This window comes from Paenibacillus fonticola DSM 21315, assembly GCF_000381905.1.
Classification (GTDB): domain Bacteria; phylum Bacillota; class Bacilli; order Paenibacillales; family Paenibacillaceae; genus Fontibacillus; species Fontibacillus fonticola.
In genome coordinates this window covers 34598-55520 of record NZ_KB907264.1, presented here as the reverse complement: position 1 = coordinate 55520, position 20923 = coordinate 34598, and the positions used below count along the sequence as shown (strand labels likewise).

Sequence of the window (20923 nt, the reverse complement as noted above, 5' to 3'; positions counted from 1 at the left end):
AAAATTAAGTATAACTCGCAAACTATAAACCGTGGGAAACACGGTTAAGGTTTCATAACTGCAACTGTTGAGAGAGTTTGCATACGCCCCCAGAAACTGCCTCCATCCTTAACCGTACATCCATACATCAATGGCCGTACATCCACAAACATGAAGATGAACCCGTATTACTTAAGGCAAGCAAGCATAATTTCTTGAGCCGCGACGGCATCGTTGCGATCAATGATCGACTGGATATGACCGATTCCGATTTGATCTACTAGTTGATCCAATTTTGTAAACATCGCTATGTTCGCCTGAAGCTCCTCTAATGGCTTTTCACGGACCGGGAATGTATCAAAGTAAATAACGCCCTGATAATTATACTTCTTCATATAAAAGATAAACTCAAGCGTTTGAATAAAGTTGACCGACCCTACCATCAAGCCGTCATCATTGAGCTTATTCCCATCGTTTAAGTGGATGCCATGGAGCTTGTTACGCTCCGCGACCAAGCTTAACCCATAAGAAGGATTCTCGTCCTTCATCAGCATATGGCAGAAATCAAGGGTTACGCCCAAATTGCTGGCTCCTACATCTCCAACCATCAGCAGTGTGTCCGCATAGCTGGAAATAAACGAGTAAGCGCGCGGCTGGAATGGTTTATATTCAATACTGATTTTTAAATCGGAGCCGTAGCTGCAAATTTCTTCGATCGCACTAGCGACCTGCTTCCACACCTGTGCATAGTTGATTTGGAAGGAGTAGTCGAATCCCTCATAACCCAGCCAAATAATTACATGTTCGCCGCCTAGTTCTCTACACACATCAATCGATTGCTTGCAAAGATCAATGGCCTTACGTGCCACCTGCGGATCAGAGTTTCCCAGCTCACCGTTAATAAAGTCACTCCGGAATCTCGGGTTAATCGCATTCAACTTGATGTTATTCCGTGTGAGCGCTTCTTTGATGTCTTCTACTTTGTTCGTTTGAAAATGCTCGGGATAATTCAAGTCCACATGAGTCACACCGGATACCGCAGCGATTTGGTCTATGGTCTCAACGACGGAGCGATTAGGAAAAGAATTAAGCCTAGTTGCGAATTTCATGGATAACTCTCCTTTTCAGTTAGGTTCCCTCTTATTTATCTTCTCTCTGTACTAGCAGGCTATGGTTGGTCTGTTCAGAAAAAGCGATCCCCCCTCTTCTCATTCGACGATTTTTGTCTCTTTTTGATAATTTATAAAAAATAATGACCGTTTGTTGCTTTTATAGTAATATATTGACTCTATTATGTCAATTAGTTTCATTAAAATTCATTATATAATGATAAAAAAAGAAATTAAATGACTATTTATGAATCTATTTTGATAATTGGGTGATATCCCATTTTGTAAAAAACTTTGATAACAAGAAAAACCCAGCCTCCTGCGGACTAGGTTGAAGTGAACGCTCTTATCATATTGTGTCAATTCCTACAATGTTCGACTACTGCAATATTCGATGGAACAATAACAGCAATGTAAATAATCGAAATGCCTTACTTTTGCAGCTATACTCCTATTTCTCTCATCTTCGCTGTTACCTGCCCGACCCTTCCATCGGTGTCCGTCCCGTTATACTTCGGAAGCTTCAATTCGCTGACGATCGTTCCATCGCGCATGAACATAATACGTTCTGTCCGTGCCGCAACCGTGGCGTCGTGAGTGACAAGCAGAATCGCGGTCCCCTCTGCATTGATTTCTGAAAACAGGTCCATAATCTCCTCGGCCGATTTAGAGTTGAGCGCGCCCGTAGGCTCGTCGCCGAATATAATTTTCGGGCTGTTCATCAGTGCGCGGCATATTCCCGCCCGCTGCAGCTGGCCTCCGGACACCTGGGTCATGTCGCGCTTCTCAAGCTCGGCAATGCCTACCCTTTGCATAAGCGCTCTTGCCTTTGCCGTAATTTCTGCGGCGTTCTTTCTGCTCCCCCGCATGGACGGAAGAATGATGTTGTCAAGAATGTTCAAGTGCTTCAGCATGGTCGGCTGTTGAAATACAAAACCCATCTGGGTTCTGCGCATATCCGCAAGCTCATTCTCCCCAAGCTTGGATAGATCCTTGCTATCAAACAAGACCTTTCCGTCATTTATACGATCCGTACCGCTCAGCGCAAACATCAGCGTTGATTTTCCCGAGCCCGAAGGCCCCATAACGGCCACGAACTCGCCTTTCTCTATTTCCACGGTCACGCCGCCCAATACGTTGCGCCTTTCATCGCCTTCGCCGAAGGTTTTTACGAGGTGATCTCCAATAATGATTTTCTTCATAGGCCTACTCCTTTATATGTTCGGAAATGGTGATTCGACCCGCGCCCAAGGTGCCGAGGATGGTGGCGATCAGCACCGTGCCAGTCATCATCAGCGGATTTAGCAAATAGGCCGCAAGCGGCTCGACCGTAAAACGAAACGCTGCCGCTCCAAAGGAGGAGACCACCGCCCCGGCAAGCACCTCTCCGAGCGTGTTGGCCAGAAGCGTGCCAAGGACAATGCCGATCATCAGCACGAACACCGCACGCGATACATACTGCGCCTGAATATCGGAGCCTGTGAAGCCGAAGGCTTTCATGACGGCGATGGAGTATCTATCTTTGGCAACAAGCAGTTTCATGAACAGCAGCGTAACCAGTACCATGATCATGAGAGCTACTGCAACGGCCGCATAAGAGGCCTTTTCGATGGAGCTTATGGTGGAACCAAACGTCTGTGCAATATAGGCATCCATGTCAGAAACCTTAGCGTAAGCAAACCTGCCCGCATAGTCCGCGACCTTGCTGTGGATGAGGGATGGGTCTGCAAGCTCTGCAGAAATGATGTACCACATTGCGTCTGCCGTATGATCGTTGAAAACAGCCTTCGCTGTTTTGCCTCCGTTGGTGATGTCGGAATAGATGCCGCTGACCGTCAGCTTCCTTTCCTTCCCCCCGATCACCAGGGTGATGACATCGCCGGTCTTCTTGCTCAGCTCCTCCGCGTTCAAAGTGGACAGCGCAATCTCGTCTGCTGCGGCAGGTGCTCTGCCCTGGGAGTAGGCGATAGGGAATATCGAATGGTCGCCGAGTTCGATTTTTAAATTTTTTTCCGCGCCGGCTTCTGTTGTTACTTTGAACGTTTTCGTGGCAAACACGGCATACTCGGAAATGGCCTTATCCTCTTTCATTGCCTTTAAAATTTCAGCGGCTTTGGCGGAAATGCGGTCGGTCTGCTGGAGATCAACGCGCAAATCATAGCTCCCGACTCCCATATATTGAATGAAGCTCTTGGAGGAAATCGTGTTGTATAGATTCTGCGGCACAATCATGATAAATACGGACATGATCAGCACGATCAGCATGGTGGCGTACAGTTTTTTTCGGGCCAGAACATCCTTGACCCCTAGAAAAATATTCGTGTTGAACAGCCGGTTCGTGCTTAGGCGCATGTGCTTTGTTACTGTCGTCTTTTCCTGAGAATTGCCGAAACGAATGGCTTCCGCCGCAGAAATTCTCCGAAAGCGTCTCAGCACTCCACTCACATAAATCATAATGGCGAGAAAAACAAGCAGAATGCCGATGATTCCAAGAAACGGCGCCAGGGATGCGCGGCTGCTCTCCCCCATATACAGCCGGATATTTTCAAGAAGCAGATCTTTGAAGACCAAGGACAATCCAAAGCCCGTCAAGCCCCCCGTCACCGCAATGGCCGCGTATTTGGCAAGATAAATCTTCTTAATGTCGGAAATACGCAGCCCTAATGTCTTCATCACTCCGATTTCTCGGTAATCGTCTTCGATTTTCGCAAGGAGCGTAAAACGGATGCACATCAAGGCGATGGCCACGACGAGCACGCTCACTAGCAGGATGACCCCAATCATCATTCCATCGGAAAGTGCATTGATCATTTTAAATAGCGGATATGTAATCGTTGGCCCGTTCGCTTCCAGTCCTGCAGCAGCATAATCCGTCTCGAAAGCCCCTAGTGCCGATAAATCCTTCAATCTGAATTCGATCAGATATTCCGTATTGCCCAGGCTTTGTAATTCTGCGTGGTCCTGGGGACTAACCAGAAATCGCTTGGAGGAGGAAAGCATCGAATTCATCTGTGAATCGCGCAGAAATCCCGCTACGGTAAATTCCTTGCCGCTGATGACTGCCCTGTCGCCAAGCTTGGCCGTGTTATCCCTCATATAGTTGACGGGTACATACAGCTCGCCGTCAGATACGTCTATGATATTCCCGTTCAGATCAAGCAGATAGTCAAACTTATCGCTCTGGACGCTGAATCCGTTATCCTGGACACTATCCGCAAGCGAACGATCCCCTAGTACAATCCGGGCGCCGTCCATATTGAGAAACTCCAGCACCTGAAATTCATCGACATTGCTGTGCCGATTCGCAAATTCCGTCAGCCGGGCAGGATCAAGTTCACCAGCATGCATCTGCATAAAATGAGGCGTCTTCGCCCGGGTCATCAGCGTATCTATCGCCCCCGACAGATGGACAACGAGTATCGCCGCAAGCGAGACCAGCATAGCTGCCGCTGCTACAAATATCGTGGTCGTCAGCGTGATCAGCTTGCTGTTTGATATATCATTGCGGATTAATCTAAAATACATAAGTCACCCCTATGCTCAAGCTGTCTAACCGACTTCAAGTTATATGGAACTAAAAAAGTCACGCAGTCACGCATAACCGTTACTCCTCATGGTTCATCCCGAACATTTTCAAAACGCCCCTCAGACTTCCGCTTTCTGCACCAAGCAGTCTCTCCACATTGCAGATCAAGGCTTGCATTCGTGATAGGCGCTCCTCCTCCGTCAATGCAACCATGTCACCATCAAAGACGCTATTCGCATAAATCACAACCATCTCCATGCATTCATAAGGATACGGTGTGCTGAACATTCCCTGCTCTATCCCCTCGCGGATGATTTCCGTTAATATCGGCGGCACGCCATGGATAATGACCCTTTGGATCTTCTGATGCATCAGCGCGTTCTGCGGCTTGTGGATATGCTCCATAATCTCCTTGCTGCTTCCGCCGCTTATGTTAAGCGCCATAACAACACGGATCATCCGCTCGACAACGGGGATGCTCTTGTCTGCGGCCATATTCTGAGCTGCGCCTAAAAGACGGGCGCTATACCGCTCAATCAGCGCGTCCATAATATCCTCTTTCGACTTGAAGTGATGATACAATGTTCCCCGCGCAATTCCGACCTTCTCGAGAATGTCGTTTGTGCTTGTGCCGTCAAAGCCCTTAAGAGCGAAGAGCTCGTCCGCCGCATCCAGTATTTCGTTTTTACGCTCCTCTGCACTTTTTACAATTCTCATTGGCATGCCTCCCTCACCTTCCCCCGCATTACCTACCGACCGACTGTCTGTCTATTATATCGTAACATGTCATTTGGAGATGTCAAGAGGTGGCCCGTATGTTACTCCTTGCTGTTAACTGCATCCGCAGTGTTAATGCTTAAGCGCTGCTCCGCCTTTGTCCGTCAAATATGGTTGACCACCGTCATAGGACGCCAAGCACCGCTTTGGACATAAAAAGCCCGGCCTCCACGCGGCCGGACTTAACATTCACCTTAAATGATACGGATACTCCTCCAACAATCTTAACCTAAGAAAGCTATAGAACGCTTGACCTTCCTTGCGAATGCGATGGGATCATCGATTGATTCCCAGTGGATATACATTAGACGCGGCTTCTCAAACAGCCAGTGATTATGAACCGCTGTTACTGTAATCCCGTTCTTGCGAAGATTGCTGAGCAATTGATTGACTTGGCTTTGGAAGAGAGCCGTTTCCCCTAGACACAGCGCGCGGCCTGAACTGTCCAGCGATTCGAAAGAGAACAGCTGATAACGGATTAAAGGTGATGTGGTCTTTCTTCCCAAAATCGTAGCGTTTATTCTCCTATTTCTAGATACAAAACAAACCGGGCCCTTGGTTATCTCGTGCTCCGTTCCACCTAAAATGCTTGAAAATCGATCACATAATCTTCTAAAGCGAGGACTTGCTTTCACCTGTTCCGCCAAATGAGTTCATCCTTTCAATTCGTAATTAAAAAAACCTCATAGCCCAACTACGTCAACCCAAGAATGCAATGGATTCTTTTGTGTTTCTGGCAAACACAACAGGATTCGAAATAGCTTCCCAATGCATATACATTAAACGTGGGTTTTCTTTTAGCCAGTGATTATGAAGGGCAGTCACTTTTATTCCTCGTTTACGAAGATTTGAAATCAATCGATTAACTTGATTTTGATGTACGGCAGTCTCCCCTAAACAAAGCGCACGACCCGATTTATCCAGAGATTCAAAAGAAAACATCTGCATTTGAACCAAAGGGGAACGGGTTCTTCTTCCCAGGATCGTCTCACTTAAATTCGTCATCCGCGTGACAAAACAAACCGGCCCCTCCTCAATTTCAGATTCGCCCCCCAGAATTCTTGCAAATTGATCGCACAGTCTTTTGAACTGCGGGCTTACCTTTACTTGCCTCGCCATGTAAATCCTCCTTTGATCATTTTCTAACCATCTTATGACCAGAGAAGAAAAGTGAATTAGGCGATTTACTCATTCTGAACCAATAAAAAATAAGGCAGCTAATCCCCCCCTCCTGGAACCCAAAGAGAAAAAAACACTAACCCTTACAGGTCAGTGTCTTCCGTGGTGAATCGTTCAATGCCCTTCAAGGAAAAATCCAAATTGAAGAATAAGCTCATTCTCTTTCTCAATGTAGAAATCTTGATCCAGCGTCGCTTTTCCGCCCTGCAGCCTATCGGCAAGCAGAGGAGAGACTCTTCCACATTGAGGCCGGGCTCAAAAGAGTTATTTTTCTACAGACCGATACTGATCGGGGAAAGAAGCCGTAAAATTAATCATTTCCTCCGTAATCGTCCATCCAAATGCTTCTGTTAGTACCGGATTTCGAAAAAACGAATCCACAACGATCCGGTTCATTTTCGAGTTATACTGTTCAAAACAATCATTAAGAACTCCACCGTCTCGTTGATGTAAATCGAGCACCTTTGCATTGGATTGCAAAGAAAAATCCAACTCTTTAAGTCGAATTACTTTCCTCTCTGGATAGCGATTCGACAAGAAATGAAGCTCCAATTTTGTCAATTCGTAAACTAGGCTATAAACGGTATCCTCTCGCTGAGCCGATCGAAGCGCTTCAAATAGAATTTCAATTTGTTCTCCCTTGCCGGACGGGATCGGAGAGGCAATGAAAGCTGCTGCTTTCTTGAAGCGTACCATAGAATTCCATGAATAATCATCATATACATTATGCCGCTGTTCCCTCGTATTTTCTATGTCCCTAACTGCCTCAACATAAGGTGTATTTGCCAAAACCGGGATCGGCAGCGTGTTGTCTCGATACACATTCATTTGCCCGTTTAAGAACTCAATGACTGCGCAGTCTCCGGAGCGATCACAAATCATATAGTGAAGTCTGGACAGGGGTTGTACAATGCGGATCCTCGATGCGGCTTCTATCGCTTCCTGTACGGATGCACAAGTATCAAGCAAAAGCTGAATCCAGGGAAGCTCGCCAATCGCTGGAAGGGAACTGTCTTCGGGATAAGCAGACTGCCATAACGTTGTCTGTTCCACTACGAGACCGGCTTCATTCATTCCGCCATTCGGCAGTTCCTTGCCAACCTGTGAGACGGTCAAGCTGCCATAACGTGAAATCCATTCTGCCGGATGATCCGGTGGCAGGACCATCGCTCTTTTTACAACATTACGGCTATTTGTAAATATGTATGCTCCATGATAGGGAACGTCTTGGTTTTTGCCAAAAAGGTTAATGCCTTCCCGACAAATATATACCGCTGTGCTCACTTCGGTCCCTCTCCTTTCTGCAGCTTTCTGCTTAAATCCTCCAACCGTCCGGTTTCCAGCTCATTTAGTACGAAATCGATAATGGCATCCGTCCGCTCATCCCCCTGCTGTAAAACTGCGGCAACCCGCGCAAGGCGAAGCTCATCCGTTCTCTCCCGCTGAAGTTTTACTTTACTCTGCCTATAGGGCTCGATATCTTCCTCATCCGCTCCCTCTGCTTCCAGCTGCGCGACCTTTTGTTCTATTAACAGGATATGAAGCTCGATTTTGGCCAGGGTAGTTAGCGGCTTCGTATATTGATGGTTATCAACCAACACGGTTTCCTCAACTCCAAAATACTGCGCAAGTGCCTGCAGACGTTCTTGGGGAATCGGCCTGCGTTTTTTAATCCAATCCGAGAACTGCTGCGGTGTAATGTTGAGCTCCCGTCCGATTCCGGAATAAGACAACTCATTAATCATGACCAAATATTCCAATACAGTTCTGGAATGCTTCAACTCTTGTTTATTCATTCGAAAACACCCCTGACATAATTTATGTCATCAGCATATACTTCGACATAAATTATGTCAAGGGTGGTTTGAATATTTTATGTCTGTAAGCGGCCTGGTATGTATATTGGCTCGACTAGTTCCCAGGGTTACAGCATTTTTTTAATCTAAGAAAAGCAAAAATCCACGAACCTCATACGGTTGTGGATTTGATTGTGCATATTGCATTAATGGAGGCGAGGGGAGTCTAAGCCCTGTCCGAAGGCAATGCCATCATAATGTCTACGGTTGCTCCATTTCTTCTATTAGTAAAGTTAATACATTTCTTAATCGAGTACTATTAAAAGGTGACTTAATCATTGCATCCAATATTTTATCGGCATCAGCATTTGCCCAATTTATAGAATAGCCGGACTCTAAGGCTAAACAGCGAAAAAACTCACGTTGAACCCTACCATTCCCTTCTCGAAAAGGGTGAAGAACATTTAGTTCTGTTAGATAATATGTCAACCTATCTATAAAGACAGCTTTCGATAAGCCCTTTAAAATCTTTTCTTGCCTAAGCTTGCTTAGAAGCTGATTGGTCTGCTCAAGAAGAAATTTCACATGAGCAAACCGAAAACTTCCTTTTGAAATGTCTTCCTCACGTAGCTTCCCTGCAAAAGGATAAACATCTTTAAATATGAATCTATGAATATCGCATAAGAGTTTTAAGTTAAAACTACCCTTCAATGGTTTTAAAGCAAGTATTCTTAAACGATCTGCTGTTACCAAGCGTTCATAGGCATCAAGCTGTTTTTGTACTCGAAGCCCAGGTATATTAATTAAAACTTCAGTACCAGGATAGAAGTATGGGGACTCATCATAATCATACATTCTTTGCAATTTCCAAAGCACGGGCTAAAAATTCAGAATTCTTCATTCGTCCGTTACTTCTCTCTAACAATAATTGATTTTCTTCTACTGTAAGATAAATGCCTTCGATCGCAAGAGACGAACGAGCATACAATAGGGCCGCCTTTTTGCGTTTTGAAAATCTTCTCAATCGAATCATTCCTTTGTGGTTCTGACTTATTACATTAATATGCATTAAGTATGTCCACCTTTCCCCATGAATATGCTCATATAATCTATTATACCACATTCACACTTCTCAACGCCTGTTGAACTCTCGGGGTCATTGCGAAGCAATGCTAGCATCGTAAGTGATACTCCTAATGATCTAACTCTAACTAGGAGTGAGAATATTGTATGATGCTTGTATATATGGAGACCCACAGTACAGCAAAAGATAAAGGTCAGCATTTAAAATAAACAGCCGCCTCAAAGCTAATTGCTTTTGAGTGCGGCCATTGTCTTTATGATCAGGAAAGGAACCGTTACGCCCCAATGTCCGAAAGTTCAAGCATGCCGCTTCGTCTATAACGACTACTTTCTTCGACGGGTCATAACTCTCCTATTTCAAAATTTCTTCAATCCGGTTCAGAACATCTTCGCTAAGATCGATGCCCGATGCTTTGGCGTTCTCCGTTACTTGTTCTGGACGGCTGGCGCCAACGAGCGCACTCGCAACGTTCTCATGGCTCAGAATCCAAGCCAGCGCAAGGTTGCCCACGGTAATTCCCAGCTCCGCTGCAATCGCTTCAAGCTGCTTAACCTTAGCAATCTTCTCTTCTGTAATGCCTTTGCGCATCCAATCAAGCTTAGCCGCACGGCTATCCTGCGGGACGTCGGTAGCGGACGTGTATTTGCCGGTCAGCAAGCCTTGTGCAAGCGGAGAGAAGACGACTTGGCCGATGCCGGAACGTTCGCAGAGCGGAATGACTTCCTTCTCGATATAGCGGTCGAACATATTATAAACGGGCTGATTGACGACGATACGATCCAGCAGATAACGGTCGGCAACGCCAAGCGCTTCTGCAATTTGGGAAGCTTGCCACTCACTAACACCGGCATACAACACTTTGCCTTGGCGAATCAGATCGTCGATGGCGCGCAGCGTTTCATGCAGTGGTGTTTCCGGATCATGGCGATGACAGTAGAAAATATCAACGTAGTCGTGGCCAAGGCGCTTCAAGCTGGCGTTCGCCTGTTCGACAATATGCTTGCGCGACAATCCGCGGTCGTTCGGACCTTCACCCATGGGCCAGAACGCTTTCGTAGCCAGCACATAGGATTCGCGCGGATAAGCCTTCAGCGCTTTCCCTACCAGTTCTTCCGCAGCGCCCTTCTCATAAACATTGGCAGTGTCGAAAAAGTTAATTCCCAGATCATAGGCAGTTTTAATGGAATTTACCGCGTTCTCGCGTTCTACGTAACCTCCATATGTAAGCCAACTGCCCAAGCTGATTTCGCTGACTTTAAGTCCACTTCCGCCTAATCTTCTATATTTCATCTTATAGGCCTCCTTATTAAAAGTTGCAACCCTTTTCATGTCTCCCTTTTCATTCTATATAATCTCATATACAATTGGAAGCAGTGAAATGTTTTTCACTTAATTATATGAGGTATAGGTACTATACAAAGTATAGTATTGTTTATCGGAGGAGATAATCTAATGGCAACAGCAAAAAAGGCTAGCAGCTATATTCCAAAAACGCCTGAGCATATTGAATGCAACATCGAAAAAACGTTAGACGTTCTGGGGGGCAAATGGGCGTTTCTCGTCATCCGGGAACTGTTCAGCGGCACGCTCCGGTTCGGGGAACTGCAGCGTAAAATTCCAAGTATAAGTCCCCGCGCACTGACCAGTACGCTCCGGCATCTGGAAGATCAGGGGGTTCTGGAGCGCAATGTATTTCCAACCGTACCCGTGACGGTCGAATATTCACTGACGCCAAAGGGACAAGACCTGCACGTCATTTGCCATGAAATGAAGCTGTGGGCGGCTCGTTGGACTTAGGTAGACGAAAGAAAGAATAGCCGGAATGGAGGAGCCGGGTTACTTTCCACGAGACGATACGCAAGTGTAAAACGGTCAAGAGAATTTACCCACCTCGACAATTTAGGTATAGGAGTTTCTTTGAATGAATTGGCATATTGCAGCGATTTTTCGAAGCTGGTATTCGTTACCGCAAAGTACTTTTCTTCCTTGATCACTTGTGGGCTTCCATCCACATATTCAATGATCACTGTATTGCCCGTCTTCATGATACATCATCGCAATGGCCAAGCCTTTTTCATTCGTTCCACTCATAGGCAGCTCGCGTCCAAACTGTGCGAAGGTCACATTTCCGTATTTGAATGTCCACGCTGCTCCAATCCGGCCTTTTTTCTTAAACGCTTCCTTCCGCAGGCCTCTTTTACTTGCTACAATTAAGCCATACCCGTAATAAAAATCGTAGTTCTGCCCAGTAAAATGGATTTATGATTCCGAAGCGTAAATGTAGTGCACATCTTAAAATCCCTCCAATTAAAAAAATCTCCCCAGATTTTCAAGCCAACTTCCCGTTAGCTTCAAAATACCAGATTTCTATGACATCTGGTTTCACGGCTGATGTTTTGTGGATCCGTTAATTCTCGCCATTTTAGCCATTGGTGTTGTTAAAAAATAAGCAGAGTATGTGCTGTGTTTATTTAGTTTCTATGTCTTTTCAAAGGCACTCCAATTCATGGAGTACCCGACTCAAATAAATGCCGGAGCTATGATTATGACGCTTTACATTACTTATGCCTTTTTTCAGGGGATTACAGGTACATTTGCTCATCACAAATTATTGAAACAAAAGAAAAGGTTTGTATCGTAGTAACTTAGTCAATAAGTCTCTTGGCTCAACATTTAAATTTTTATATAATTTGCTTAGTTAAGTATTTACTAAGGAGGAATCTATTTGAAGAGGAAAACAATGGCAGCAATTCTTGGCGTGACAATACTCGCTAGCATGGGAACAGGTGCATACGCTGCCACTAAACTTCAAGAAATAAAAGCTTACTTAAATCCGGATATTAAAGTTACGGTGGATGGTACCCCGGTGCAACTAAGAGATGCTAAAGGAAACGTCGTAGTACCAATTACATATAACGATGCCAACTACATACCTGCAAAAGCTATCGCAGATGCCCTAGGAGTGGCTGTTGACTATGATGCGGCAAGCAGGACTGTTATTTTCGGGAACAAAACTGAGGGAACAGCAATATCTGTTGGATTTAAAGACATGTATCATACCAAAGACCCGGATTTGACCGTCTATAAGGGAAAAGATTACAAGGAAGTATATTATAATAATGGCACTGGTAATCGTTCTGCCAGCTTCATGCTTTATCCTAAAAAGCAGCATCAAACCTTGCAATTGCAAATCGCCGCTATTGGTCAAGATCTCGAAGAGCTGGTTATTCAAGATGCGGATAAAAATATCGTTTTAAAAGAAGTTCCCGTCATTAAAGTTGAAGATGGTTTGACTACGGTCGAAGTCAATATTGCCGGCGTTAATACATTGTATGTCTATGCCTCCGCAAAGAAAGACGGCGCTGTATTTGTTCCGTTAACAACATCTCAGTACAAGTAAGCCGCTACGGAGTACTACTGAAAACATAGACCTAATTAGATTCAAAAGCTCTTGCCCTTTACGGTAAGAGCTTTTCCTATTTCATCTCTTACAAGTTAGGAATTTGCCAATCTATTTCTTGCAGCCCCATCTTACGCAGAAATTCGTTAGCACGAGAAAACGGCTTGCTGCCAAAAAATCCTCTATGGGTAGACAACGGACTCGGATGCGGCGAACGGATAATCATATGCCGTTGGTTCGTAATCAGCTCCGCCTTCTTCTGGGCGTGGCTTCCCCACAGGAGGAATACGACTGGCTCATTTTTCAGATTGATCGTCTCTATGACTCTATCCGTGAAACTCTCCCATCCCCTGTTCCTATGAGAATTCGCTTCATGCGCTCTTACCGTAAGCACAGTGTTAAGAAGTAATACCCCCTGCTGCGCCCACTTAAGTAAATGACCGTTGTTGGGAATGAAGCAGCCCAAATCATCCTGCAGTTCCTTGAACATATTTTGTAAGGATGGAGGTGCGCTTATGCCCTCTTTGACGGAAAAGCTTAAGCCGTGAGCCTGCCCCGGTCCATGATAAGGATCCTGACCCAAAATAACCACCTTCGTGTCAGCCAGCGATGTGTAGTGCAGTGCATTAAAAATATCATATTTATCCGGATAAATCGTTCTTGTCCGATACTCATCAATAAGAAATTGCCGTAGATTTAAGTAGTATGGCTTCGTAAACTCCTGCTCTAAATCAACCGCCCAGTCGTTATTCAATATCGCCATGTCAAGTTTTATCCTCCCGCAAGTAAATAATTATAGCTAGATTATACCATATGGCATTTTTTTCCGTCCGCACTTGCTGTCTCTCTCTTTGTAGATATAGTTCGTGATCTAGGGTTATATAGTAGAATACTAGTAAGCATATTATAGTAGGAATGATTAACTTGTTACCTAGCTGAAGGAGATCTATAAATGAAACAAACATTAAATATCCCTGATAAATGGAAACGAAATGGGATTGTAACGATCGGCGGTATACTCATCGGGGCAGGACTTGCCGATTGCCTATTCGCCATGGATCAACTGGATTTAAATCAAATCGCTAGAGGACTAACCATCTTTGGTGCAGGCCTCACGATCCTAGTCATCATGGATAATTCCAAAACGCAAAAGAATACCGAGAAAGTTCAAAAAGAAACCCAACTTCGATTAAAGAAAGTAGAGGAAAAGCTAAATACAATTCATCAATCTCAACAAATGACGGAAGAACAGCTTCAGGAAATAAAAGAATTGCTGAAAAAAACAAATTCGTAGAGACACTGTGTACTCCTACTCCTTGCAGTCCAGATAGCGGAATTGCGTTTGTAAGTGAGGACTGATATAATAAATCTATATATTTTAGATGTCTAAATATTTTAGGTTTATTAAGGAGGGATTATGTTACATGGAAATGGATAGAATGAAATCGATTTTTGCCAAGCTGGATGAAATTAACTATGCCTTACTTCATCATTATGAAGAAATCATTGGTCATCAATTAACACCGAGACAGGCATTGGTGCTAGAGCATGTATATAGACATACTGCATTATCAGTCAACGACTTGGCGAGTAAGATGAATGTTACACCGGGGGCGATTAGTCAGCTTTTAGCAAAACTAGAACAAAACAAATATATTGTCCGTACGATTAATTTAAAATCCCGTCGTGAAATTATTGTCACAATGGGAGAGAAAGGCGTTGACTTATATAATACATACAACAGGATCGACCAAAAAATAGCGGATGAGTATTATTCAAAGCTTCATCCAGATGTCATGGATCAGCTCGAACGTGCAGTAAACGAGCTCCACACCATTGTCATGTCAGAGGAAGGGCGTGAAAATAATGGATTGGAGTAATTGGCTTGTTGTTGCCCTCATTTGTTTTCCAGGCGTTTATTTTATGTACAAGACAGAAGATGTACACGTAAAAGATGATATGTCAGATCGGCAAAGGTTAATAGCGCATTTAGTAACGGTCATTTTATTTTCTGGGGCAGGTGCATTTGCTGCACAACGAGCAGGCTTTAACCTTTATTCCAATGAAGCTGTACTCACAGGCTCTATCATTGGTATGATTTGTTCTATTATTCATTTCATCATGTACTATGGTTACTTAAAACCAAAAATCACGCCTAAAGATTTTAATGAAATTGAAGGTCACTATCGCCAAATGGGAATTTTAAGCCGAGTATTCTATGGTGGTGTTATAGAGGAAGTCATCTTCCGTTGGGGCTTACTATCTCTATTTGTGTGGGTATTGCAAATAATGGGTTTAAATTATAGCTTTTCTTTATATACAAGCGTGTTCATTTCTAGTCTACTTTTTGCTATTGCCCACCTCCCTTCAATAAAACTCGTCGCAACAGAACCAAAAAGGGAAATGTATATCTATGCAGCTGCAGGGAATATGTGGGTAGGCGTGTGTGCATCCATTTCCTTTACTAAATCTGGATTACTTGCAGCTATTATTGTTCATATGCTTTTCCATATAACTTGGTATCCGATTCAGGCGTTATCGAAAAAAAATGGTGGTTCATAGCCTATTCATAATGCGCGGATCGTGGGGAGCAGCTTGTAAAATGGCCAACCCGCATTACGGAGGAGTTATTCTACTATCAGATGATCGAAGACTTAATCCAAAAGCCACTCTAAGTGGAGCGGCCTTTGATGTATGAATACTCTGTTTAGCGGAAATTAAAGAAGATTAGTGAGCAACTTGTCCGCCATCAACGGCATAAACATATCCGTTACAGAAGCTCGCAGCATCGGACGATAGGAATACGACCATTTCAGCAATTTCTTCCGGTTTAGCGGCACGACCTTCAAAATCTTTTAGGCACATCACATGGCCTCCTTAATATTCCTTATTAGCCTCTCGATTTAATATTCCGTTGCCGGCTCGAGATTATTCGCTGCCGCTAAAGTAATAATCGAAATAGTTCCATTGAGTAACATTGCTGCTCTTCATTTATTTAAGAAGAAGGTGATAGTTTTGCTGCAATTTATAGAATCGGCTGTACAAAGAAACCAGCATGTAATAGTTTTCTTACATAATGGTGAAGTAATTTAGACTTCATATTCAAAATTTCCGAAATAATTGTCAAAGTCAAGTTGAAGCTATAATTTGTCTATAATTTGAAATCGAGAAAACCCGCTCCGTGAGCGGGCTTTCTCTATGAAGGCGAACCGTCGATGTGTAAATCCACACTTCGCCGCAGCTAAATTATTGCACAGAGGAACTATTGCTTGGAATTTTTTTTGGGGGGGCCGAAGCCCTTTATCTTTTGAATGCTTCCTGTAATTCCGCAAGATCTAATTTCTTCATTTTAAGAAATGCTTTTGTTATGGAAGCAATCTGCTCCGGTGTACCCTTGCTCATCATCTCATCCATTACTCTCGGCACGATCTGCCAGGACAGACCATACTTATCTTTCAGCCAACCGCATTCCTCGGCTTCAGGAACTGTAGAGAGCTTGTCCCAGTAGTAGTCAATTTCATCTTGTGTATCGCAATACACCATGAATGAAACTGCTTCGTTGAAACTGAACCCATGTTCATGCGCGCTGTCCATTGCGGTAAACCACTGATTTTCAAGCATGAATTCAGCGAACATGATCGTCCCTTCTTTGTCGGGCTCCATACCTTTGGGGTAGCGAGCAGTATGTCCCTGCTTTGAGTTCTTAAATATGGACAAGTAAAAATGAATTGCCTCTTCCGCTTTTCCGCATATATCACCGACAAACAACATCGAAGGGATGATCGCCGGGCGTTCTTCGCCTTCCGGGTTGGTAAGGATTAACTGCCACGTCAAACCATACTTGTCCTGAATCCAGCCGTATCTCTCACTGAATGGATACTTATCGAGCGGCATTAGCGCTGTACCGCCATCCGATAATTTGTTCCAAACCTCATTCAATTTCTCTTCCGCATCCTTGTCTCGAGATGGGTCAAAATTAACCATAATAGACACCGACGGATTGATTTTAAAATAGGGTCCTGCGCTGATCGCCATGAACTTTTGACCCCATAGTTCAAAAGAAACTAGATCGCTATCGCCAGATGGTGTGTTACGTAGCGTGTTTACGTTCGTCATCTGGGAGTCCGGGAACAAGGAAACGTAAAACTCCGCTGCTTCTTTAGCCTCCTTGTCGTACCATAAATGCGGAACGATTTTTTGATCAGTTATACGGATTGACATCATTGAACAGCCCCTTTAAGGAGAATTTTTGACAACTCTATACTGTTATATACTTCCTTTTTTCCTCACACTACTTACACTACAATATAGAAATAGTCCATTCAATAGATGGTGTATTGTTGAATATTCATAAAGAGGTGTTGTCATTGTCATGAGAAAACGATTCGTACCTTTGTTGTTGGGATGCCTCATGCTTGTCCTTTTGCTGTCAGGATGTACGGAGCATTATAAAACGAATTACATCAAGAAATTCGGTGCTTATCTCAACTATTCTCTGGGCCCGTATGAAGTACTGGAGGAAGAACAATTCCATTGGCGAGCGAATCCCTTACCTGTGAAAGGATCGGGTTACCGGTGGGTTGTCGCATTTTCCGATAATCGCGGAATCCAAAGAGAATTTGAATTTCGCAATTATGGATACACCCAAGGAGGGGATAAGCCGAACTTTGGATACGCGGTCATGGATTATGCCCTAGGATTAGGGGAAGAACAAATTAACTTGGATGTGCTGTCCAAATATTTTAAACCGGAAGAAATCGGATTGCACGAATACGAAACGAATGCAGCCCAAACATCGGTAGCTGTGTTCAGTGAATACCCGTCGAAGGGAAATGACTATTTTGCCAGCTTCGTTGATCCCAAAAAAGGACTCCAGTTGAAATCCATTCACCCGAAACAACTCGTCAATGACTGGGGAACTTCCTATAAGTTTAAATTCTTCACTTTAATCGACGACGAAGAGCAAATAAGAGAGTTGTTAGCTAAAATCGAGCAAACGTTACGAGATTATGCAAAATATGTGGACAACTACGATCTGCTTCCCGTCGAAGTTGAAGTAGGGGAATATGGACATGGATATTACGGGACTTATGATAAGGAAAGGGACTCGTTCACCTGGATCACCATGGAGGAATACCACGAGTCGCTAAGATACATAGAAGGCCATTTGAAAGAACTCGGAAGCGTAATCGTCAACGGCAAGGAATATGAGGTTAGAAAACATTATAAAGAGGAAAATAAATACGTTTTTGTCCACCAGGTCAAATATTGTACGACAACCCAGCAATATCATATTGATGATTTTGAAGACGTACTGGCTCTGCTTGGAATTGAGGTGTCTTCTCAGGACCAAGGTAATTATAAGTGGAAAGTAGGCTCGGATACTTACCTCGTCAGTAAATATGGGGGCTGGACCCTTAAGAAGAACGGGAAAAAAAAGAACCTGTTGCAATATCATGCTCATAAATGCGGAGGGCTCTCCCAATCCGACTTTGAAATGGTGAGCAACAGCACGGTACATATCGATGAGGAAAAGGAAGCGCTTGTCGTGACGAGTCGATGACATCCGCAGCAGCATCCTTTTAAAAGCATTGATAACATTTTATATCTAGCGGGAGGAATCTTGTTGAAAAATTCAAATGCATTTACGATTTTGCTTATTTTGAACATTCTTTATAGCCTGACCCTGCTGCTATATCCTATGATGCTCATCGGCGCTGCCTTTTCGTCTGGTGGTCCCATTGACCCCTCCCTGAAAAGGTACGCAAATGCCTTTGTGCTAATTATAATGAGTTATCCGCTAGGTCCGCTTCTGTCGTACTTTTGCTGGCTGTTTTACAAACGTCTCTCCTTTAAATGGGCTTATGTCGTGGCAAATCTGCCGCTATTATGGGTGCTCGCGTTATGGATATGTCACTCTCTTCTTCAGAAAACCCACAGTTAGACTAAGCTTCAGGTCGGCTATGCAAGTTTTCCATATCCCCTGGCCCACTTTATTATAAGCCATCTTTGTTCCGTCATTTCAAGTTCTACAACGCAAAAACGGACACCGCGAGGTGCCCGTCATGGGTGCTGGAGAAGCAGCGTTTAAGCTAGTAAATCAGGATTCAGCCATACTCAGCTTCTCACGGATCAAATCCGTTTCAAGTCGATCAGGGGATCGTTCCCCCCCGGTTAACCTTCATACGATTACACAGCACCGCCACAGCAAGACCCTCCGATGGGTCGGCATATCCTGTCATGCCGCCTAAACCGGAATAGCCGAAAGCCATGGGATTGCCGCCCATAACATCACCCTCTTGGCTAAGGCTATAACCAAGCCCCAATCGAATGGGGGCGAGTCCCACTTCGTCGTTACCTTCAAAATGCAATGATGTCGCCTCCGCTACAGAAGCCGGATCGAGCAACCGTCTACCCTGTACGCCCGCTCCAATCAGTGAAGCATACATACACGCTAACGCCTGAGCCGTGGCGACGATATTCACAGCGGGGACGGCCGCAGCATGGAACCAGGGCGCATTCCATTCCGGATTTGCCACCGGAACCAGGGCAGGAGTTTTGCCAATAAATATCGGTCATGTGCGGCGGAATCTTGCAATAAGATGGGGCACCGATTTTGTGAAGTCCATCGTACGCCCCATAATGATCGATGCTAAGAAAGTGTAGAATGCTGTCGTGATATCCATGACCAAGGCTCCGAGTATAAGTACAAAAAAATCAAATGCAATATGAATCGTACCCATCTTTAGTTTAGGAAAATGAAGTTGAATTAACCGGCCTACCAGGCCAACGCCCCCGCTGGTCAGCCCTCGGCTAAAAACGATTCCCGATCCGAATCCTAAGAGCGCCCCGCCAATGAATATGCCTAACCATAAGGGAGGATGCACCCAATTCCGGATGGGATGCAGCAGGTCAAGGAAGACGGACAAAGCCCCCGCAACAATCACGGTCTGGATGACGAAAGAGCGGCCAATCCGTTTCCAAGCCAGGAATAGCAAAGGAATATTAAGAGCAAACACGACGATGCCTGGACTCCAATTCAAAGTATAGAGTGTAAGAATCCCGATGCCCGGAAATCCTGTACTGAATAAGTGAACGGGGACATAACCTGCGTTTACGCCTAAGCCCATAATGAAACATCCAATGAACGAAATCATAATGTTATTCACTTTCAATATTAAAGAACCTCCGTCCAGTTTAGGCCAACTGGTTATGGGAGATCAGCCTGTGAATATGCACGGCTAGATAGGTCAGCTCCTCGTTTGGAATAGTCTTCCTATACACCTGGTTCATATACTCTTTGATCTTAAAAGCCCCATCCATCGCCTGAGGATACAAACTCGCGATTTGCTCAAACAGGATGTTGTCTGTATCCTCCAGCATTTTATCCGTATAAAACCGCTCCACAAAAAATTTAACATGGGTTACAAAGCGGGTATAATGGACGTTTTCCGTATCCATGTCAATATTCATCGAGTACCTCACCAGGTTGACGATGCTGCTAATCATTTTGGCCATCTTCATGCCGTCTTTGGATTCCTGCCCCCCGGTTTGGGCATTAATTAAATGAAAAGCAATATTAGCCGCTTCCTCCTTGGGCATTTCGATGTCCAGCTTCTCTTTGATCAGCTCTAAGGAGAACAGGCCGATCGCAAATTCCTCGGCGTAGTAATTTTTTATCTCCCAAAACACTTTGTTGGCAATCGCGATTTTTTTGTGATACCGTTCCACCGCAAAATGCAAATGGTCCATTAGGGTAAAATAGATCCCCGTGTTGAGCTTGGTTTGCAGTTGCTTTTCCGCGTAAGCCACAATCTGCCCGGTCAGTTCCACGTATACCGGAGGAATGGCATCCAATACGCCAAGATACTCTTTGACTTTGACATTTTCGACGGGTACAAATATTTGATCGACTTGGTGTTCCTCGACGGTATCGCCCGCTTTTTGGCCGTAACCGATGCCTTTGCCAAACAGAATATACTCCTTGTTCTGATCATCCTCAACCAAAACTACGCTGGAATTCAACACTTTTTTGATTCTGATCAAATGGGTCACCTCCCTAATCGAAAAAAG

At 44.5% G+C, this 20923-nt stretch carries 25 protein-coding genes; 7 read left to right on the top strand and 18 right to left on the bottom strand.

Annotated features, from left to right (window positions below; genetic code table 11):
* Nucleotides 1-167 precede the first annotated feature (167 nt).
* From G358_RS0119235 to G358_RS0119180, 11 genes are all read right to left on the bottom strand, one after another.
* Nucleotides 168-1088, bottom strand: coding sequence for a sugar phosphate isomerase/epimerase family protein (locus G358_RS0119235; protein WP_019638884.1), 921 nt, complete (start codon nucleotides 1086-1088; stop codon nucleotides 168-170).
* 443 nt (nucleotides 1089-1531) lie between these two features.
* Nucleotides 1532-2290 (bottom strand): ABC transporter ATP-binding protein, encoded by a 759-nt coding sequence (locus G358_RS0119230; RefSeq protein WP_019638883.1) that lies wholly within the window; start codon nucleotides 2288-2290, stop codon nucleotides 1532-1534.
* A gap of 4 nt (nucleotides 2291-2294) precedes the next feature.
* Complete coding sequence (locus G358_RS0119225) at nucleotides 2295-4613, bottom strand: ABC transporter permease (protein WP_019638882.1); 2319 nt, start codon at nucleotides 4611-4613, stop codon at nucleotides 2295-2297.
* A 79-nt stretch (nucleotides 4614-4692) separates the two neighbouring features.
* Nucleotides 4693-5331 carry a TetR/AcrR family transcriptional regulator gene (locus tag G358_RS0119220; protein WP_019638881.1) on the bottom strand — a complete coding sequence of 213 codons (639 nt, stop codon included), beginning with the start codon at nucleotides 5329-5331 and terminating at the stop codon, nucleotides 4693-4695.
* Nucleotides 5332-5615: 284 nt separating this feature from the next.
* Nucleotides 5616-6038: a DUF1259 domain-containing protein gene (locus G358_RS0119215; RefSeq protein ID WP_026342365.1), complete on the bottom strand. Its 423-nt coding sequence runs from the start codon at nucleotides 6036-6038 to the stop codon at nucleotides 5616-5618.
* A gap of 52 nt (nucleotides 6039-6090) precedes the next feature.
* Nucleotides 6091-6510, bottom strand: a complete 420-nt coding sequence (locus tag G358_RS0119210) for a DUF1259 domain-containing protein (protein ID WP_019638879.1) — start codon at nucleotides 6508-6510, stop codon at nucleotides 6091-6093.
* A gap of 324 nt (nucleotides 6511-6834) precedes the next feature.
* Nucleotides 6835-7854, bottom strand: coding sequence for a linear amide C-N hydrolase (locus G358_RS0119205; protein ID WP_019638878.1), 1020 nt, complete (start codon nucleotides 7852-7854; stop codon nucleotides 6835-6837).
* On the bottom strand, nucleotides 7851-8366 hold the full coding sequence (locus G358_RS0119200; RefSeq protein WP_019638877.1) for a helix-turn-helix domain-containing protein: 516 nt from the start codon (nucleotides 8364-8366) through the stop codon (nucleotides 7851-7853). Before G358_RS0119200 ends, G358_RS0119205 begins: the two co-directional genes overlap by 4 nt.
* A 261-nt stretch (nucleotides 8367-8627) precedes the next feature.
* A complete protein-coding gene (locus tag G358_RS0119195) occupies nucleotides 8628-9221 on the bottom strand; it encodes a Fic/DOC family protein (RefSeq protein WP_019638876.1) in 594 nt (197 codons plus the stop codon).
* Nucleotides 9214-9435, bottom strand: a complete 222-nt coding sequence (locus G358_RS0119190) for a hypothetical protein (protein ID WP_019638875.1) — start codon at nucleotides 9433-9435, stop codon at nucleotides 9214-9216. Before G358_RS0119190 ends, G358_RS0119195 begins: the two co-directional genes overlap by 8 nt.
* A 366-nt stretch (nucleotides 9436-9801) precedes the next feature.
* Entirely contained in the window at nucleotides 9802-10740 is a 939-nt protein-coding gene (locus G358_RS0119180; RefSeq protein ID WP_019638873.1) for an aldo/keto reductase family protein, read from the bottom strand.
* 162 nt (nucleotides 10741-10902) lie between these two features.
* Between G358_RS0119180 and G358_RS0119175 the strand changes: the two genes are divergently transcribed.
* On the top strand, nucleotides 10903-11247 hold the full coding sequence (locus G358_RS0119175; protein ID WP_019638872.1) for a winged helix-turn-helix transcriptional regulator: 345 nt from the start codon (nucleotides 10903-10905) through the stop codon (nucleotides 11245-11247).
* Here the strand turns inward: G358_RS0119175 and G358_RS33180 are convergent.
* On the bottom strand, nucleotides 11244-11495 hold the full coding sequence (locus G358_RS33180) for an Ntn hydrolase family protein (protein ID WP_157274427.1): 252 nt from the start codon (nucleotides 11493-11495) through the stop codon (nucleotides 11244-11246). The genes G358_RS0119175 and G358_RS33180 overlap by 4 nt on opposite strands.
* Nucleotides 11496-12175: 680 nt before the next feature.
* Between G358_RS33180 and G358_RS0119170 the strand changes: the two genes are divergently transcribed.
* Nucleotides 12176-12850 (top strand): stalk domain-containing protein, encoded by a 675-nt coding sequence (locus G358_RS0119170; RefSeq protein ID WP_019638871.1) that lies wholly within the window; start codon nucleotides 12176-12178, stop codon nucleotides 12848-12850.
* Between the two features lie 88 nt (nucleotides 12851-12938).
* Here the strand turns inward: G358_RS0119170 and G358_RS0119165 are convergent, their stop codons facing one another.
* Nucleotides 12939-13613 (bottom strand): uracil-DNA glycosylase, encoded by a 675-nt coding sequence (locus G358_RS0119165; RefSeq protein ID WP_019638870.1) that lies wholly within the window; start codon nucleotides 13611-13613, stop codon nucleotides 12939-12941.
* 189 nt (nucleotides 13614-13802) lie between these two features.
* Between G358_RS0119165 and G358_RS0119160 the strand changes: the two genes are divergently transcribed.
* From G358_RS0119160 to G358_RS0119150, 3 genes are all read left to right on the top strand, one after another.
* Complete coding sequence (locus G358_RS0119160; RefSeq protein ID WP_019638869.1) at nucleotides 13803-14144, top strand: hypothetical protein; 342 nt, start codon at nucleotides 13803-13805, stop codon at nucleotides 14142-14144.
* A gap of 130 nt (nucleotides 14145-14274) precedes the next feature.
* Nucleotides 14275-14730: a MarR family winged helix-turn-helix transcriptional regulator gene (locus tag G358_RS0119155; protein WP_019638868.1), complete on the top strand. Its 456-nt coding sequence runs from the start codon at nucleotides 14275-14277 to the stop codon at nucleotides 14728-14730.
* Nucleotides 14717-15412, top strand: a complete 696-nt coding sequence (locus G358_RS0119150) for a CPBP family intramembrane glutamic endopeptidase (RefSeq protein WP_019638867.1) — start codon at nucleotides 14717-14719, stop codon at nucleotides 15410-15412. The genes G358_RS0119155 and G358_RS0119150 overlap by 14 nt, the downstream gene beginning before the upstream one ends.
* Nucleotides 15413-15577: 165 nt before the next feature.
* Here the strand turns inward: G358_RS0119150 and G358_RS32500 are convergent, their stop codons facing one another.
* Both G358_RS32500 and G358_RS0119140 read right to left on the bottom strand, forming a co-directional pair.
* Nucleotides 15578-15715: an SDR family oxidoreductase gene (locus G358_RS32500; protein WP_019638866.1), complete on the bottom strand. Its 138-nt coding sequence runs from the start codon at nucleotides 15713-15715 to the stop codon at nucleotides 15578-15580.
* A 435-nt stretch (nucleotides 15716-16150) separates the two neighbouring features.
* Nucleotides 16151-17074, bottom strand: coding sequence for a VOC family protein (locus G358_RS0119140; RefSeq protein WP_019638865.1), 924 nt, complete (start codon nucleotides 17072-17074; stop codon nucleotides 16151-16153).
* 148 nt (nucleotides 17075-17222) lie between these two features.
* On the opposite strand from G358_RS0119140, the gene G358_RS0119135 reads away from it, so the two are divergent.
* Together G358_RS0119135 and G358_RS0119130 are read left to right on the top strand one after the other, a co-directional pair.
* On the top strand, nucleotides 17223-18413 hold the full coding sequence (locus tag G358_RS0119135) for a hypothetical protein (protein WP_019638864.1): 1191 nt from the start codon (nucleotides 17223-17225) through the stop codon (nucleotides 18411-18413).
* Between the two features lie 63 nt (nucleotides 18414-18476).
* Nucleotides 18477-18794 carry a hypothetical protein gene (locus G358_RS0119130; protein ID WP_019638863.1) on the top strand — a complete coding sequence of 106 codons (318 nt, stop codon included), beginning with the start codon at nucleotides 18477-18479 and terminating at the stop codon, nucleotides 18792-18794.
* 208 nt (nucleotides 18795-19002) lie between these two features.
* Here the strand turns inward: G358_RS0119130 and G358_RS30490 are convergent, their stop codons facing one another.
* Genes G358_RS30490 through G358_RS0119115 form a run of 3 tightly spaced genes read right to left on the bottom strand, consistent with a single transcriptional unit; the run spans nucleotide 19003 to nucleotide 20896 of the window.
* Complete coding sequence (locus G358_RS30490) at nucleotides 19003-19389, bottom strand: serine hydrolase (RefSeq protein WP_169447448.1); 387 nt, start codon at nucleotides 19387-19389, stop codon at nucleotides 19003-19005.
* Nucleotides 19390-19425: 36 nt separating this feature from the next.
* A complete protein-coding gene (locus G358_RS0119120) occupies nucleotides 19426-20019 on the bottom strand; it encodes a YitT family protein (RefSeq protein ID WP_240480071.1) in 594 nt (197 codons plus the stop codon).
* A 28-nt stretch (nucleotides 20020-20047) separates the two neighbouring features.
* Nucleotides 20048-20896 (bottom strand): PRD domain-containing protein, encoded by an 849-nt coding sequence (locus tag G358_RS0119115; protein ID WP_019638860.1) that lies wholly within the window; start codon nucleotides 20894-20896, stop codon nucleotides 20048-20050.
* Between the last annotated feature and the right edge of the window lie 27 nt (nucleotides 20897-20923).

Bases quoted from the DNA above. Each gene is read 5' to 3' on its own strand.
- G358_RS0119210 (WP_019638879.1), bottom strand. From the start codon at position 6,510: ATGGCGAGGCAAGTAAAGGTAAGCCCGCAGTTCAAAAGACTGTGCGAT.
- G358_RS32500 (WP_019638866.1), bottom strand. From the start codon at position 15,715: ATGTGCCTAAAAGATTTTGAAGGTCGTGCCGCTAAACCGGAAGAAATT.
- G358_RS0119135 (WP_019638864.1), top strand. From the start codon at position 17,223: ATGAGAAAACGATTCGTACCTTTGTTGTTGGGATGCCTCATGCTTGTC.
- G358_RS0119230 (WP_019638883.1), bottom strand. From the start codon at position 2,290: ATGAAGAAAATCATTATTGGAGATCACCTCGTAAAAACCTTCGGCGAA.
- G358_RS0119180 (WP_019638873.1), bottom strand. From the start codon at position 10,740: ATGAAATATAGAAGATTAGGCGGAAGTGGACTTAAAGTCAGCGAAATC.
- G358_RS0119150 (WP_019638867.1), top strand. From the start codon at position 14,717: ATGGATTGGAGTAATTGGCTTGTTGTTGCCCTCATTTGTTTTCCAGGC.
- G358_RS0119195 (WP_019638876.1), bottom strand. From the start codon at position 9,221: ATGTATGATTATGATGAGTCCCCATACTTCTATCCTGGTACTGAAGTT.
- G358_RS0119175 (WP_019638872.1), top strand. From the start codon at position 10,903: ATGGCAACAGCAAAAAAGGCTAGCAGCTATATTCCAAAAACGCCTGAG.
- G358_RS0119165 (WP_019638870.1), bottom strand. From the start codon at position 13,613: ATGGCGATATTGAATAACGACTGGGCGGTTGATTTAGAGCAGGAGTTT.
- G358_RS0119235 (WP_019638884.1), bottom strand. From the start codon at position 1,088: ATGAAATTCGCAACTAGGCTTAATTCTTTTCCTAATCGCTCCGTCGTT.
- G358_RS0119200 (WP_019638877.1), bottom strand. From the start codon at position 8,366: ATGAATAAACAAGAGTTGAAGCATTCCAGAACTGTATTGGAATATTTG.
- G358_RS0119220 (WP_019638881.1), bottom strand. From the start codon at position 5,331: ATGAGAATTGTAAAAAGTGCAGAGGAGCGTAAAAACGAAATACTGGAT.
- G358_RS0119160 (WP_019638869.1), top strand. From the start codon at position 13,803: ATGAAACAAACATTAAATATCCCTGATAAATGGAAACGAAATGGGATT.
- G358_RS33180 (WP_157274427.1), bottom strand. From the start codon at position 11,495: ATGAAGACGGGCAATACAGTGATCATTGAATATGTGGATGGAAGCCCA.
- G358_RS0119140 (WP_019638865.1), bottom strand. From the start codon at position 17,074: ATGATGTCAATCCGTATAACTGATCAAAAAATCGTTCCGCATTTATGG.
- G358_RS0119155 (WP_019638868.1), top strand. From the start codon at position 14,275: ATGGAAATGGATAGAATGAAATCGATTTTTGCCAAGCTGGATGAAATT.
- G358_RS0119225 (WP_019638882.1), bottom strand. From the start codon at position 4,613: ATGTATTTTAGATTAATCCGCAATGATATATCAAACAGCAAGCTGATC.
- G358_RS0119190 (WP_019638875.1), bottom strand. From the start codon at position 9,435: ATGCATATTAATGTAATAAGTCAGAACCACAAAGGAATGATTCGATTG.